The following is a 13728-nucleotide window of genomic DNA, read 5'->3' on the forward strand; positions in this document are numbered from 1 at the left end:
CTCCGTACCCGGCGCGCCGTACCCGGCGTATCGCTTCACAGCCAGCCGAACTGGTTCGACAGACGTATCGCGTCCTGCCGGTTGCGGGCGCCGCACTTGCGGATGGCCGCGGCCATGTAGTTGCGTACCGTTCCGCTGCTCAGATGGAGGGCGCCCGCTATAGCGCCGATGGACTCGCCCTCGGCCGCCAGCGAGAGCACGCTCAACTCACGCGCGGACAGCGGCAGATCGGCGGCCTGCAGCAGCCCGAAGGCCAGTGATTCGTCGATGTGCCGCCCGCCGTCGGCGATCTTGCGCATCACGTCGGGCAGGCTCTTGACCGGACCGTACTTGTCTATGTAGCCGCGCGCGCCTGCGGCGAAGGCTCTTCGCAGCCCGCCGGGCCGGTCGCGCCGGGCCAGGACGACCAACGCCCCCTCGCTGTCCATCGACTTGCGTACCGACTCCACCTCCATCAGCACCTCGACCGAGTACGGACAGTCGAGGTCGGCCACGAAGATGTCCGGGAGCGACTCCTCGGACGCGGCCTGGACTCCGCCCTTGTCCGTCGTCCGTACGTGAAGTACGTGATCGCTGCTGAGCAGGCTCGCCAACGAGGCCCGCCACAAAGGGACTGCGTGTACCAACAGAACCGTTGTCATGAGCCAGTCCGTTCCTCAGTCGGGTCAATACATGCGAAACAGGTACTCCGCCATGTGCGGGCAGTAACCAGTTCATCGCAGTGAGACGCCCTACCCGACGCAAACTGTCTTATTCCCGGGATGCGTTGAGGCGACGGGGGCGCGCGACCCCAACGTTGAAGCACGAAATGCGCCCTCATGGCGCGCCGCACCCGTCCTGCGGTGCGGCGCGCCATGAGCCCGGCAGGCCGGCGCGTTGCTGTCTCAGCTCAGTTGCTCGGCCGGTCCGACGATGATGCCCTCCGGGCCGCGGACGTGGCAGAGCTGCTCTCGGCGGCGGTGACCCCGTCCGCATGGGCGCGGCGTTTTTCGATCGTGCGGAGGGTGAGCCAGCAGGCCAAGGCCGCGGCGGTGAGGGCCCAGGCTGTGGGCCATACAGGGGGCCACCAGGCGGCGGTGGGGTGGGTGACGGCTTCGACCGCGGTGAGGGTCATGGCGAAGGCGTGTGCCCAGCAGAGGAGTTGACCCGCGCGGCGGGTGGCCGAGGTGGACGGTTGGCGCGCGGTGCGTGGGTCGCTGGTGGTCATCGCTCTTCCCCCTGGAGAGCTGGCCGACGCGGGCCGCGTCAGCTGTGGACGCGTGGCACCGGGCGGTGACGCGGTGGGGGGATATGGACCGCTACGAGTGGTCCTTTGACGGATCTTGACTGTTTGGTTGCCGTATGGCGAGCGAATGCGGGACCAAGAGCGCTCTTTTCGGCCAATGTGACTACGGTGTGCACCAGAGTGTTCACCCCGAGAAGCGTGCCGTGTGGCAACTATTTCTGTGACATATGGGGCATCAAGGTTGGCCTGTCCTGGTGGTTGGTGCTCAGGTCCGCTTGGTGTCGACCCTTGCCGTGAACTCCAGCAGTGTGGCCGCCAGTGCTTCGGGAGCTTCCTGCGCGATGAGGTGGCCCACTTTGTCGAACTGCACAGCGGTGACCTCGCCGGCGGTCACCTGACGGAAGGTCCGTTCGGTGATGCCTCCATGCCCGGCTGCCTCAACCGTGAGCACCGGCGCGGCGATCGGGTGTGACTCGGCCAGCGCCTTCGTCGCGCCGTGGTCGGTGAAAATGCCCCGGTAGAGACCCTCCGTGCCCCGCCAGGCGTCCGGGCGCGCGTAGCTTCGTACGAACTCGTCGACGTCGCCTGCGTCGATGGAGCCCGGCGTGCCGTTCATCAGTGGGAAGGCCCAGTCGGCCAGCAGCTCCCGCTCATGACCCGGGAGGAGCATGCCGGCGATGCCCGGGGCGCCGAGGAATCCGACATGCCACGAGCCGTGGTTGTTGACGTCGGCAAGGGCCTCGAATCCGAAGCCGGCCAGGGTCGTCTCGATTCCGGTGAGGCTGATGACGTCCTCGGGGTGTGTGGCCGCGAAGCGGAAGCCTGTGCCGCCGCTGATGTCCTGGCAGAGGATGTGAACCGGGCCCGCGCCGATGTGTGCCACGAGATGGTGCAGGTCCTCGGCCGAGACCGCCTCGCCGTACTCGGTGTCGGCGTTGCCGGAGTCGCCGAACCCGCGCAGGTCGAGGGCGAAGACCCGGTGGGTCGGCGCGAGCAGGGGGATCAGCTTGCGGAAGGCCCACCAGGTCTCCGGCCAGCCGTGCACCAGCAGGATCGGCGAGCCGCCGGTACCGGCGGAGACGTAGTGCAGTTGTGTTCCGTTGACGTCGGCGAGGTGGTGGGTGACGCCGGGAAGGGTGGCGCCCGGGGGCGTGATCGGGGTCATGGGAAGCTCCTAAATAGGCAACCTGGTTGCGTACCACGATAGGCAACCAGGTTGCTCTTGTCAAAGGGGGCCGTATGCTGGCCGCATGTCCAGATCAGGCGCCGATCTCGCGCTGCTGCTGCTCGCCGGCTTCCGCACGCTGGCGGATCGGGCCACCGTCGAGCTCGCCGAGCGCGGGTACGAGGACGTACGGCCGGTGCACGACTTCGCCCTCCACTCGATTCTGTCCGGCGCCGACAGCGCCACCGAGCTCGCACGCAGGATGTCGGTGACGAGACAGGCGGCCGCGAAGACGATCGCCGCGCTGGAGGAACGCGACTACGTCGTGCGCCAAGCCGACTCGGCCGACCGCCGCCGGACGCGACTGCGCGTCACCGAGCGCGGACTCGCGATGGTGCGACAGGGTGAAGCGATCTTCGACGAGATGCGTGAGCAGTGGGAGGAGCAGGTGGGTGCCACCTCGATCGCCGCGCTCGAAGAAACACTCCGCACGCTCGTCGGGGACGCCGCGATCCGGCTCGACTCACCGGGCTGGATCGCGCGCGACCCGGAGGCGTAGCGACAGCCAACGAGGAGAGACGAGGCCAATGAAACACATCAAACTGCGTGACCTGGACGTTGCCCGCGTCGGCCTGGGCGCGATGGGGATGTCCCACGGCTACACGGGCGCCGGAAGCGACGACGCCGAGTCCGTCCGTACCATCCACCGGGCCCTCGAACTGGGCGTCACGTTCATCGACACCGCAGAGGTCTACGGCCCTTACACCAACGAGGAGTTGGTCGGCCGCGCCCTGAAGGGCCGCCGCGAGCAGGTCGTCCTGGCGACGAAGTTCGGTCTCATCTCCCACACCGGCCGCGAGGGTGGCACGGACAGCAGTCCGGCCGGCGTCCGTACGGCGGTGGAGGGCTCCCTCTCGCGCCTGGGCACCGACTACATCGACCTGTACTACCAGCACCGCGTCGACCCCACCACGCCGATCGAGGACACGGTCGGTGCCCTGGCCGAGCTGGTCGACGAGGGCAAGATCCGGCACATCGGTCTGTCCGAGGCAGGACCCGACACCATCCGCCGCGCCCATGCCGTCCACCCGGTCACCGCCGTACAGTCCGAGTACTCGCTGTTCACCCGCGACCCCGAGGCCCATGTCCTGCCGGTGCTGCGCGAGTTGAACATCGGCTTCGTCCCGTTCTCACCACTGGGACGCGGCTTCCTGACCGGCAAGGTACGTTCCACCGACGAGTTCGACCCCACCGACTTCCGCGCCGGCAATCCCCGGTTCACCGAGGAGAACTTCCGGCACAACCTGCGTCTGGCCGACGAAGTCGCCGCCGTCGCGGCCGAGATCGGTGCCACCCCGGCCCAGGTTGCCCTGGCCTGGCTGCTGGCCCAGGGCGAGGACATCGCACCCATCCCCGGCACCAAGCGCGTGGCCCGGGTCGAGGAGAACACCGCCGCCGACGAGGTGCACCTCAGCGAGGCGCAACTCGCCACGCTCACCGGCCTTCCGCCGGCCGCGGGCGCCACTCACGACGAGGCCGGACTGCGCATGATGGAACGCTGACAGGGCCCGTCGGGGTCCGGTCCTCCTTGACGGGGACCGGACCCGGCTGTCACGGACTCGCCCCGTCGGAGTGGTCCGCCAGGACACCGTTCATATCGCCCCGGTGCACCGCCACGGCCCACTGCTCGATCAGGGTCCGGATCTGCTCTTCGTCCTCGGGCACGGTCACGTTCGCACTCCTCTCGCCGGGAAGGCGGCCCGCGATTACTTCGCCTGGGCGAGTGCCATCGCGTCGGGGCCTGCCGGGAACCGTAGCTGGCCGGTCGTGTCGTGGGCAGCCCGCCATACCGTCTCGGCGACGTCGCTCTCCTTGGTGAACACGTCCTGGCCCGTGAAGTCGTCCATGGCCTTCTTCGCGAACGGCGCGTAGGGCTCTGGGACGAGTGTGTCCAGGGATCCGCCGCCGGTTGCCCTGGCCGCGAAATTCGTCGTCAGGCAGGCGCCCGGCTCGACCGTCTTCGCGTACACACCGAACGGTGCGAGTTCGAGGGAGAGGGACGAGGTGAACCCCTCAACGGCGAGCTTGCTGGCCTTGTAGACGGCCGAGAGCGGCATGTGGCCCAGCACCACGCTGGAGGTCACGTTCACCACCACGCCGGAACCACGCTCACGGAACTGCGGCAGCACCGCCTGCGTCATCGCCATCACACCGAAGGTGTTGGTCTCGAAGACCTCCCGCACCCTCGCCATGGTCGTGCCCTCGAACACACTGATCGAGGGCACGCCCGCGTTGTTGACGAGGACATCGACGGGCCCCACCGTCGCGAACACCTCGGCGATGCTCTCCGGGCTCGTCACGTCCAGGGCGACGACGCGGAGCCGGTCCGCGTCGGGCAGGATGCCCGGACGTGGCGTCCGCATCGTGGCGATGACGTTCCACCCCTGCTCGTGGAAGTGGAGGGCGGTCGCGTGCCCGTATCCGGACGAGGTGCCAGTGATCAGAACGGTCTTCACGTTGTGCTCCTTGCGAGGTGGCAGCGGCGTGTGAGGTGGAATCCAGGCGATCCGTGTGGACGAGCAGACATTTTCCTGCTCCACCGGAGAACCAGTAATTCCATTGAACCGCTGTGACCTGCGCAAATGTTAGACCGATGCTCGCCGACCCTTGCACAATCCTCCCGATCGTGGGAGTCATGGCGCGCGGTGGTGTTGCAATGGACGGATGAACCTCGATGAGCACCGCACCCTGCTGGCCCGCCACGCGCGGCCCGACTGGACCACCGCCATCGACGGTGTCCACATCTCGAAGGTCGACCGCTCCGATCCGCCCGCGCCCTCGATGTCCGGTACGCTCCTCGCCGTCATCGTCCAGGGCGCCAAGCGCCTCGCCCTGGGGGAGCGGGTGTTCGAGTACGGGCCCGGGCAGTATCTGGTCGCTTCCGTCGACCTGCCTGTCACGGGACAGTTCACTCGGGCCGACCCCGAGCAGCCCGCGCTGGGGTTCGGCCTCGTCCTGGAACCGTCCGCCATCGCCGACCTGCTGCTCGGAACCGGGTCCGGGGCCGCGCACACCCCCCGTACCAGCGGTGGCGCGCCGTCGGGGATCGCCGTCAGCGACGCGCCGGACGCGCTGCTGGACGCGGTGGTGCGGATGCTGCGCCTGCTCGACGAGCCACGCGACCGGGCCGTCCTGGCCCCGCTGATCAAGCGCGAGATCCTGTGGCGGCTGATCAACGGCGAGCACGGCGCGACGGTGCGCCAGCTCGGCCTTGCGGACAGCAGCCTTAGCCATGTCTCACGGGCCGTGCGCTGGATCCGGGAGCACTACGCGCAGCCCTTCCGGGTCGAGGACGTGGCGCGCCAGGCCGGCATGGGCGTCTCCGCCTTCTACCGCAACTTCCAGTCGGTGACGGCGATGAGCCCCATCCAGTTCCAGAAGCAGATCCGGCTGCAGGAGGCCCGGCTGCTGCTCGCCACCCACCCCGGCGACGTCACCGGGGTGGGCCATCGGGTCGGGTACGACAACCCCTCCCAGTTCAGCCGGGAGTACCGCCGTCAGTTCGGCGCGCCCCCGAGCCAGGACGCCGCCCAGCTGCGTCGGGCGGTACGGACACCCGCAGGTGTCCTGACCTGAGCGTGGCCCGAACGGCGCGACCTGGCGTGTGACGACCGTGCGTGTAACGACCACGCGTGTGACGACCTAGCGTGTGACGACCGAGCCGTCGTAGACGTTGTCGGGGGTCGCGACCGCCGTGATCGCGCGGGCGAGGAGGGTGGACGGCTCCGCGCCCCCGGTGGTGATGTCCGTGTTGATCATGATCACCAGGGTGGCCCGCTGCGAGGGCAGATAGACGGTCACCGTCTCGTACCCCGGGATGGAGCCGTTGTGGCCGATCCATCCGTTGGTCTCGAAGATGCCGAGGCCGTACGTGGTGCCGGGGAAGCCGGTCGGCAGTGTCGTGAGGCGCTGTGCCTGGGTCTGCGGGCTGAGCAGCTTTCCGGTGGCGACGACGTCCGCCCAGCGGCGCAGGTCGTGCAGGTTCGAGATCATCGCCCCCGCCGCCCACGCCCAACTGGGGTTCCAGTCGGTGGCGTCGCCGACGGCTCCGCTCAGCGTCTGGTCGGTGTAGCCGTGCGGATGTGGTTCGGGGAACTCGGGTCCGTGCGGGAACAGTGTGTCGTGCAGGCCCGCGGGGCGGAGCACCCGATGGTCGATGACGTCGGCGAGCGGGTGACCGGTGACCTTCTCGATCACAAGACCGAGCAGGACCAGGTTGGAGTTGCAGTACTCGAACTGCGTCCCCGGCGCGGCGGTGTTCGGGTGCTTGAAGCCGTACGCGAGCACCTCATGAGGGGTGAAGTAGCGCTCCGGGTCGCTCAACAGGGCCTGGTTGAAGTCCTCGTCGGAGGTGTACGGGAACAATCCGCTGCGCATCTCGGCGAGTTGGCGGAGCGTGATGTGGTGTCCGTTCGGCACACCGCGGACGTAGCGGGAGATCGGGTCGTCCAGCCGGATCCGGTGGTCGTCCACGAGCTGGAGGAGCGCGGTGACCGTGAAGGTCTTGGTCTCGCTGCCGATCCGTACGTAGGGGTTGACGGTCATCGGCCGGCCGGTGACGGTGTCGGCGACGCCGGTCGCGCGGACGTAGCTTCCCTTGCCCGGCATCCACAGGCCGACGGCGACACCGGGAATGTCCGCCTGCCGGCGGACGTCCTCGATCGTCTTGTCGAGCCGGGCGGTCAGGACGGGGCCGAGACCGCCGGCGGCCGGCCGGCTCCCCGGGTGCCCGTCGGTGGGCGTGGTGCGGGCGTCAGTGGCTCGCACCGTCGTGGCCTGGACGGTCGTGGCCGGCGCAGCCGTCATCGGAATCACGACGGACGCGACGAACAGTGTCGCGGCGAGCAGTCGGCGGCGGGGCGTACGTCGCATGCCGTGGCACCTCTTCCAGTCAGGGTTCGGGCGGCCACATCACCATCCGAATCCGCCGCGAGAGACCCCTTTTCGAACGTGTTCTCGTGAATCCACCCGTTCGGAGCCGCGCGGTACTCGCTTGTCCGTGCCGACCCGCTGTCGCACGCTCTGCGGGTGAATGGTCTGATCTTCCCATCGGCCGTGCGTAGCGGCCCTGGATCGATGCCCGTCGGAGTATGGTCCGCCGACCGGTATGTGGGGGGAACAGAGAATGTCCAAGCACCGTATGTCCAAGCGCAACCGCATGGTGGCGTGGGCCGCCGCAGGCGTCGTGCTGGCAGCCGGCGGGGCGGTCACCGCCAACGCCGTCACCGGTACGGCGGCCACGGCGAAACTGCCCGCGCCCTCGCTCTACGCGGGCCGGGCGTTCGACACCTGCACCGCGCCCTCGCTCGCCACGATGAAGGCGTGGAAGGCGTCGAAGTTCTACGGCGCCGCAGCCGTCTACATCGGCGGGAAGAACCGTGGCTGCGCGCAGCCGCAGCTGACCGCCTCATGGGTCAGATCGGTCTCCGCCTCCGGCTGGAAGCTCGTGCCGCTGTACGTGGCCGCGCAGCCGCCGTGCCAGACCAGCCGCAACACCGACAGGATCGTCGCCTCCACGGCGGCGGCCCAGGGCACCCGGGACGGCAACGACGCCGTCGCCAAGGCGAGTGCGCTCAAGATGACGGCGGGCAGCGCGCTCTACCTCGACATGGAGCCGTACGACACCGCCAACGCCTCCTGCAACACCGCGGTCCTCACCTACGTCCGTGCCTGGACCCGTGCCGTGCACGCGAAGAAGTACTGGTCCGGCTACTACGGCTTCACGTCCTCCAGCGCGGCGGCCGTCGCGACAGCGAAGAGCCGCACCGATCTGCCCGACGCCCTCTGGTACGCGCTGTGGGACAAGAAGAAGACAACGACGACCGACTGGCGCTGGAGCACGTCGCTGTACACCGGTCACCGCCGCGCCCATCAGTACATCGCCAACAGCAAGGAGATCCACGGCGGTGTCACCCTGACCGTCGACCGCAACGCGTGGGACGCGCCGGTCGCCGTCATCGCCAAGTAGCAGGTCGCCGGGGTCGGTTCGGCCCTGCGACCGCGACCCTCGCCCCGGATCAGGACGGGGCGAGGACGCAGAACTCGTGGCCCTCGGGGTCGGCCAGACATGTCCACGGGACATCGCCCTGGCCGACGTCGAGATCGGTGGCGCCGAGGGCCCGCAGCCGGGCCACCTCCGCCGCCCGGTCGTCACCGGGGTACGGCAGCAGGCCGAGGTGGACGCGGTCCGGCACGGTCTTGCCGCCGGGCGTGCGGAGGAATTCGAGATACGGGCCGACGCCCCGGGCGGAGCGCAACGTCGCCTGTTCGTGGGTCACTTCGCGCACCGTCCAGTCCGTCGCCCGGCCCCAGAACCGGGCCATGGCCGGCGGGTCCTCGCAGTCGACCACCACGGCGGCGATCGGCCCGGTGTCCCGGTAGACCTCGCGGGGCTCCAGCACACAGAACTCGTTGCCCTCCGGGTCGGCGAGGACCGTCCACGGCACGTCGCCCTGGCCCACCTGCGCGGGCGTCGCACCGAGAGCCTGGAGGCGCGCGACCAACTCCGCCTGATGGGCGGCGGAGCGGGTGGCGAGATCGAGGTGCACACGGTTCTTCGTCGCCGACTTGGGTTCCGGGACCGGAACGATGTCGAGGCAGACGTCGTCCGGGTGCGGCCAGACGAGTTCGCCGGCTGGTGCGACGTACGTGGTCACGCCGGGCCGGAAAACACTCCAGCCGAGCGCCTCCGCCCAGAACCGGTCGACCGCCGAGCCGTCAAGAGCCTTGATGTTCACCTGAACAGGTCGCAACGCCATGCCGGTGATCCTACGGAGCATCCGGATCCGGCAGCGGAGTCTGCCGGTCAGCAGGCCGAGCCGAGGCACTTCTGGCTGAAGACCTCCTTGCCGTCGACCGTCCCGATCACGCTCGTGGCCCGGATGCGATCCGGCTTGCTGGACGAGACATCCTTCTTCCGGTCCGCCTTGACGACCAGACGTACCGGCTTCTTCGCCGTGTCGTGCCCCGTGCAGGTGATCGTGTAGGACTTCCCGTCCGAGGTGGCACAGGACAACTCCCCGTCTATGGTGTGGTTTTCCTCCTTGAACGAGACTTCCCCCAGCTTCGAGACCAAGGTGCGCAGCGACGCGTCACCGACTTCCTTCGCGCTCGTGTCGCATGCCGTGACCGCCAGGACGGCGGTGACAGTCGCCGCGGCGAGCGTGAGTGTGCGTTTCGACATGAGTGCTCCTCTTGGTCGGCCGTGTGCGAGCACGGCTACGAGGCGCAGTGCCCCGCAGCACTCACCAAACACGCACCCGGGCACTCGTTGGGCCGCCCTCGGGGGTATTTCGTCCGCGGGTATCACCGACTCCGCGCCGGCTCCCGCCTTTCGGCTGGCGCCCGCTCCTTCGCACGGAGGAGGACGTACGGCGCGGGTACGCCGATCGGGCGACCGCGCCGACGCTCAGGCACTCCGGACGGAGGCCTCGATCAGACGGAGGTCTCGATCAGCTCGACGACCGGGCCGTGCGCCAGATCGTCCAGGTAGACGAAGCGGGTGACGTCAGCGACGGCCGCGTCGAAGACCACCCGCGGCTCCTCGCCCGCCTCGCGCAGCGCGGCGAGATACGCGTCGACGCTCTCCACGACGTAGGCGAGGTGATGGACGCCCTCGCCGTTGGTCTCCAGGAACTCCGTGTAGGGCGAGCGGCCGGTGAGGGGCTGGATCAGTTCGATCTCGGACGCTCCGGTGTTGATGAAGCCGTAGCGGGCCGAGCAGGAGACCTCTTCCCCGTGGAGCCGGGCCGCGGTGAAGCTGAGGTCCGTGACCCGCTCGGTCGTGGCCGCCCACCGCCGTTCGTAGTCGGCGACGGCACGGTCGAAGTCCGACACCACGATGCCGACGTGGAACAGCGGAGGGAGGGCGAGGGGCATGGTGGTCTCCTGAAGCGAACTCTGGTCCGTGGACCCGGCGGTTCGATTGTTCACCACCCGTCCCGGCCCCGGAGGGCGGTGTCGAGGTCCCGGACGAGCTCACCCACGCGGCCGCCACCGGCGGGGGCCGCGGGCAGCCGCGCGAGGACCGTGGTGACCGCAGGCGGGGCGTGGCGGCGGGCCCGTTCGACAGCCTCCTCGGCGGCGTGCCCGTCGGCTTCGGGGGCCAGCTCCGCCGCCCGGGCCGCGTTCGCCGCCGCACCGAGGATGTGTTTGACCTGATGGGCGCTGGCCTTGGGGTGAAGGTACGCGGCGCCGGCCGCATGGCTCGCCGCTCGCGCCGCCTCGGCCGCCGCGGGCGAGTCCGCCGCAGGTGAGGCCGCCGCTTCTCCCGCCGCCTTGAACGCCGCCCACCCACACTGCCGCAGAGCGGCCGTACGCCGGCCGCCCTCCGCGAAGGCACGCGCCGCTTCGATCGCCTCGCGCGGGCGCGGGTCGGCGGGCACGGCCCGCTCGTAGAGGGACAGCACCCTGCTCGCGCAGTCCGCCGCGTAGCCCGTGATCTCGCGAAGTTCGCGCAGGCTCAGTTCGATCTCGTCCGGGTCGCTCGACACAGCTCCATCATCGCGCGGTTCACAGACCCATCGACTTGGCCACGATCGTGCGCATGATCTCGCTCGTGCCACCGAAGATCCTGCTCGCCCGGTTGTCCGCGTAGAGCCGGGCGACGGGATACTCCATCATGAACCCGTAACCGCCGTGCAGCTGAAGGCACTTGTCGACGACCCGGGTCGCGGTCTCCGTACAGAACAGCTTGGCCGAAGCGGCCTCGTCCGCCGTCAACTCCCCGGCGTCGAAGGCGTCGAGCGCCCGGTCGGCGACCGCCTGCAGGGCGTCGACGTCGGCCTTGCAGTCGGCCAGTACGAACTTGGTGTTCTGGAAGGCGGCGAGCGGCTTGCCGAACGCGGTGCGCTCGCGCACGTACTCGGTCGCGAAACGCACCGCCGCAGCGGCGTGGGCGTACGCGCCGACGGCGATGCCCAGCCGCTCCTGCGGGAAGATGTCCGCCAGGCAGGCGAAGCCGTTGCCGGGCCCGCCGACCACGTTCTCCGCGGGGACCCGTACGTCGGTGAACGTCATCTCGACGATGTCCGACGAGCGCAGCCCGAGGGTGGCCGGCTCCGAGCTGACGGTGACACCGGCGGAGCGGGTGTCGACGGCCAGCAGTGACAGACCGCCGCGCCTGTCGTCCCGCCCGGCGCCGGAGGTGCGGCAGGCGACAAGCACCAGATCGGCCTGGGCGCCCCCGGAGACGAACGACTTGACGCCGCTCAGCAGGTAGTGCGCGCCGTCCTCGGTCGGCTCGGCCGTGGCACTCAGCCCCGCGACGTCGGAGCCGGCACCCGGCTCCGTGATGGCGATGGCCGTCATCATCTCGCCGGTGGTGAAGGCGGGCAGCCAGCGCTTCTTCTGCTCGTCCGTCGTGTATTTGACGAAAGTCGCGGGAAGCGCCAAATGGGCACTGGCGCCACCGAAGGTGACCCCGGCCCGCGCACACTCCTCCGCCATGACGGCGTTGTACTTGAAGCTCGTCCGGCCGGCGCCCCCGTACTCCTCGGGAACACCGAAACCGAGAATACCGAGCTTGCCCAGTTTCAGGTAAAAATCACGGGGGACCCGGCCTGCGGTCTCCCACTCGTGATACATGGGCGTGATCTCTGCCGCGATGAAGTCCCGCAGTACAGCACGGAACGCCTCATGGTCGTCGTGGAAAGCGGTACGCCGCACTGTCGCCCCCGTAGCGCCGATCGGTCTTTCGGTCCAACTCCTCGAACGTAATACTCCGTTGTCGAGTCTGTCCAGGGAGTAAGGGGGCCCGCGCGGCAGTGACGGATGTCACGTCACGTACAAATCCAGGTAGTGGGTCCTGGCACTCTTGTCGTGCGTGGTTGTCATGTGCCTAGTATTCGGTACCGAGTTCGGGGACCGCAATGACCGGCGGTCCCTGTCGGACAGTCAAGAGCTGGGGGAATGGGCTATGAAGCCAGCAGAGGACGCGCCTCTGTTCAATGCGCGCGATCCACGCCTACGAAATGACCCATATCCGCTCTACCGGCGACTTCGCGAGGCGGAGCCTGTCCATCGCACGCCTTATGGACATTGGGTTGTCTCGGGGTACGACGAAGTCGAGTCGCTCATCCGCAGACCTCAGTTGAGCAGCGAGTACCCGCAGGACCCCAGATGGGCCGAGCAGCGCGGCGGACCGGACAGTCCGATCGTCGAGGCCACCCGCGACTGGATGCTGATGCGGGACGGGGAGGCGCATCGCAGGCTGCGCGGCCTGGCCAATCCGGTGTTCACCGCACGGGCGGTACGGGAGACCGCGCCCAGGATCGCCGGCATCGTGCACCGGATCATGGACGACATGGGCGGCGGCCGGGACATCGATCTGATCGGCTCGCTCGCCGCACAGGTGCCGGTCACGGTCTTCTGCGGGCTCGGCGGGCTGCCGGTGGAGGACAGCGACCTGTGCCGGAAGTGGACGGACGCGCTGGGGCACGTCATCGATCCGGCTGTCGACGAGACCACCCGTACGGCCATGAACGACGCGGCGAAGGAGTTCGGCGCCTACATCGCCGAGCATCTGGCCAGGCGGCGCGCCGCCCCGCAGGACGACATCCTCTCCCGGCTGCTGCTGGCCGAGTTCGACGGTCAGAGGCTCACCGACGACGAGATCATCGCCAACGTCATGATGTTCTTCATGGGCGGCCACGAGACGACCGTCAACCTCATCGGCAACGGCATGCTGGGCCTGCTGCACCACCCTGACCAGCTGCGGGCGCTGCGCGCCGACCCCGGTCTCGTCCAGGACGGCATCGACGAACTGCTGCGCTACGACGCGCCGATCCAGCTCGTGGCGCGTATCACCACCGACGACATCGAGATCGCGGGCACGACCGTCCCGGCCGGCTCCAAGGTGATGATCCTGCTCGGCGCGGCCAACCGCGACCCGCTGCGCTACCAGGACCCCGACCGGCTCGACCTGTCCCGGAAGGACGTGCGTCCGCTGTCCTTCGGCGGTGGCCCGCACTACTGCATCGGCGCGATGCTCGCGAAGACCGAGGCCCGGCTGGTCTTCACCGAACTCGTCAGCCGCTACCGCGACATCACCCTGTCCTGCGAGGACGTCGTATGGCGCCGGCAGGTCAACATCCGCGGCCTCAGTGAGCTGCGCGTCGACCTCGTGTCCTGAGGCTCGACCCGGCAGACGCGCCCCGTAAACCCCACCCCGCACCCGGCCCGACGAGATCCGGCGCGCAACGGCGCGCGACGGCCCGGGCCTTGGCGTGCGCGGAATCGACGTGGCAGACCCCGGAGGGGGACGAAACAGGCAGATGAG

The 13728-nt window shown here is 69.0% G+C and carries 15 protein-coding genes; 5 read left to right on the top strand and 10 right to left on the bottom strand.

Annotated features, from left to right (window positions below; translation table 11 throughout):
- Positions 1 to 35: 35 nt before the first annotated feature.
- The 3 genes from OHS57_RS33585 to OHS57_RS33595 form a co-directional block, all read right to left on the bottom strand.
- The gene (locus OHS57_RS33585; protein ID WP_041993940.1) at positions 36 to 641 is read right to left on the bottom strand and encodes a response regulator transcription factor; all 606 of its coding nucleotides are present in this window, start codon (positions 639 to 641) and stop codon (positions 36 to 38) included.
- 248 nt (positions 642 to 889) lie between these two features.
- Complete coding sequence (locus OHS57_RS33590) at positions 890 to 1207, bottom strand: hypothetical protein (RefSeq protein WP_328584352.1); 318 nt, start codon at positions 1205 to 1207, stop codon at positions 890 to 892.
- 283 nt (positions 1208 to 1490) lie between these two features.
- Entirely contained in the window at positions 1491 to 2390 is a 900-nt protein-coding gene (locus OHS57_RS33595; RefSeq protein ID WP_328584353.1) for an alpha/beta fold hydrolase, read from the bottom strand.
- 85 nt (positions 2391 to 2475) lie between these two features.
- Between OHS57_RS33595 and OHS57_RS33600 the strand changes: the two genes are divergently transcribed.
- Positions 2476 to 2949, top strand: coding sequence for a MarR family winged helix-turn-helix transcriptional regulator (locus OHS57_RS33600; protein WP_041993949.1), 474 nt, complete (start codon positions 2476 to 2478; stop codon positions 2947 to 2949).
- A gap of 28 nt (positions 2950 to 2977) precedes the next feature.
- On the top strand, positions 2978 to 3952 hold the full coding sequence (locus OHS57_RS33605; protein ID WP_328584354.1) for an aldo/keto reductase: 975 nt from the start codon (positions 2978 to 2980) through the stop codon (positions 3950 to 3952).
- Positions 3953 to 4156: 204 nt separating this feature from the next.
- Here the strand turns inward: OHS57_RS33605 and OHS57_RS33610 are convergent, their stop codons facing one another.
- Positions 4157 to 4906 (bottom strand): SDR family oxidoreductase, encoded by a 750-nt coding sequence (locus OHS57_RS33610; RefSeq protein ID WP_328584355.1) that lies wholly within the window; start codon positions 4904 to 4906, stop codon positions 4157 to 4159.
- Between the two features lie 208 nt (positions 4907 to 5114).
- Here OHS57_RS33610 and OHS57_RS33615 point away from each other — a divergent pair, with 208 nt between their 5' ends.
- Entirely contained in the window at positions 5115 to 6026 is a 912-nt protein-coding gene (locus OHS57_RS33615; RefSeq protein WP_328584356.1) for an AraC family transcriptional regulator, read from the top strand.
- A 66-nt stretch (positions 6027 to 6092) separates the two neighbouring features.
- Here OHS57_RS33615 and OHS57_RS33620 read toward each other — a convergent pair whose 3' ends face one another.
- Positions 6093 to 7322, bottom strand: coding sequence for a serine hydrolase domain-containing protein (locus OHS57_RS33620; protein WP_328584357.1), 1230 nt, complete (start codon positions 7320 to 7322; stop codon positions 6093 to 6095).
- A gap of 253 nt (positions 7323 to 7575) precedes the next feature.
- On the opposite strand from OHS57_RS33620, the gene OHS57_RS33625 reads away from it, so the two are divergent.
- The gene (locus OHS57_RS33625; RefSeq protein WP_328584358.1) at positions 7576 to 8418 is read left to right on the top strand and encodes a glycoside hydrolase domain-containing protein; all 843 of its coding nucleotides are present in this window, start codon (positions 7576 to 7578) and stop codon (positions 8416 to 8418) included.
- Between the two features lie 49 nt (positions 8419 to 8467).
- Here OHS57_RS33625 and OHS57_RS33630 read toward each other — a convergent pair whose 3' ends face one another.
- From OHS57_RS33630 to OHS57_RS33650, 5 genes are all read right to left on the bottom strand, one after another.
- Positions 8468 to 9208: a VOC family protein gene (locus OHS57_RS33630; protein ID WP_328584359.1), complete on the bottom strand. Its 741-nt coding sequence runs from the start codon at positions 9206 to 9208 to the stop codon at positions 8468 to 8470.
- Positions 9209 to 9255: 47 nt separating this feature from the next.
- A complete protein-coding gene (locus OHS57_RS33635) occupies positions 9256 to 9633 on the bottom strand; it encodes a hypothetical protein (protein ID WP_328584360.1) in 378 nt (125 codons plus the stop codon).
- A 251-nt stretch (positions 9634 to 9884) separates the two neighbouring features.
- Positions 9885 to 10328, bottom strand: a complete 444-nt coding sequence (locus OHS57_RS33640; RefSeq protein ID WP_041993969.1) for a VOC family protein — start codon at positions 10326 to 10328, stop codon at positions 9885 to 9887.
- A gap of 50 nt (positions 10329 to 10378) precedes the next feature.
- Complete coding sequence (locus OHS57_RS33645) at positions 10379 to 10942, bottom strand: putative immunity protein (protein WP_328584361.1); 564 nt, start codon at positions 10940 to 10942, stop codon at positions 10379 to 10381.
- 19 nt (positions 10943 to 10961) lie between these two features.
- A complete protein-coding gene (locus tag OHS57_RS33650) occupies positions 10962 to 12116 on the bottom strand; it encodes an acyl-CoA dehydrogenase family protein (RefSeq protein ID WP_328584362.1) in 1155 nt (384 codons plus the stop codon).
- Between the two features lie 424 nt (positions 12117 to 12540).
- Here OHS57_RS33650 and OHS57_RS33655 point away from each other — a divergent pair, with 424 nt between their 5' ends.
- A complete protein-coding gene (locus OHS57_RS33655) occupies positions 12541 to 13581 on the top strand; it encodes a cytochrome P450 (RefSeq protein ID WP_328584363.1) in 1041 nt (346 codons plus the stop codon).
- Positions 13582 to 13728 lie beyond the last annotated feature (147 nt).

The organism is Streptomyces sp. NBC_00370, assembly GCF_036084755.1.
GTDB lineage: Bacteria > Actinomycetota > Actinomycetes > Streptomycetales > Streptomycetaceae > Streptomyces.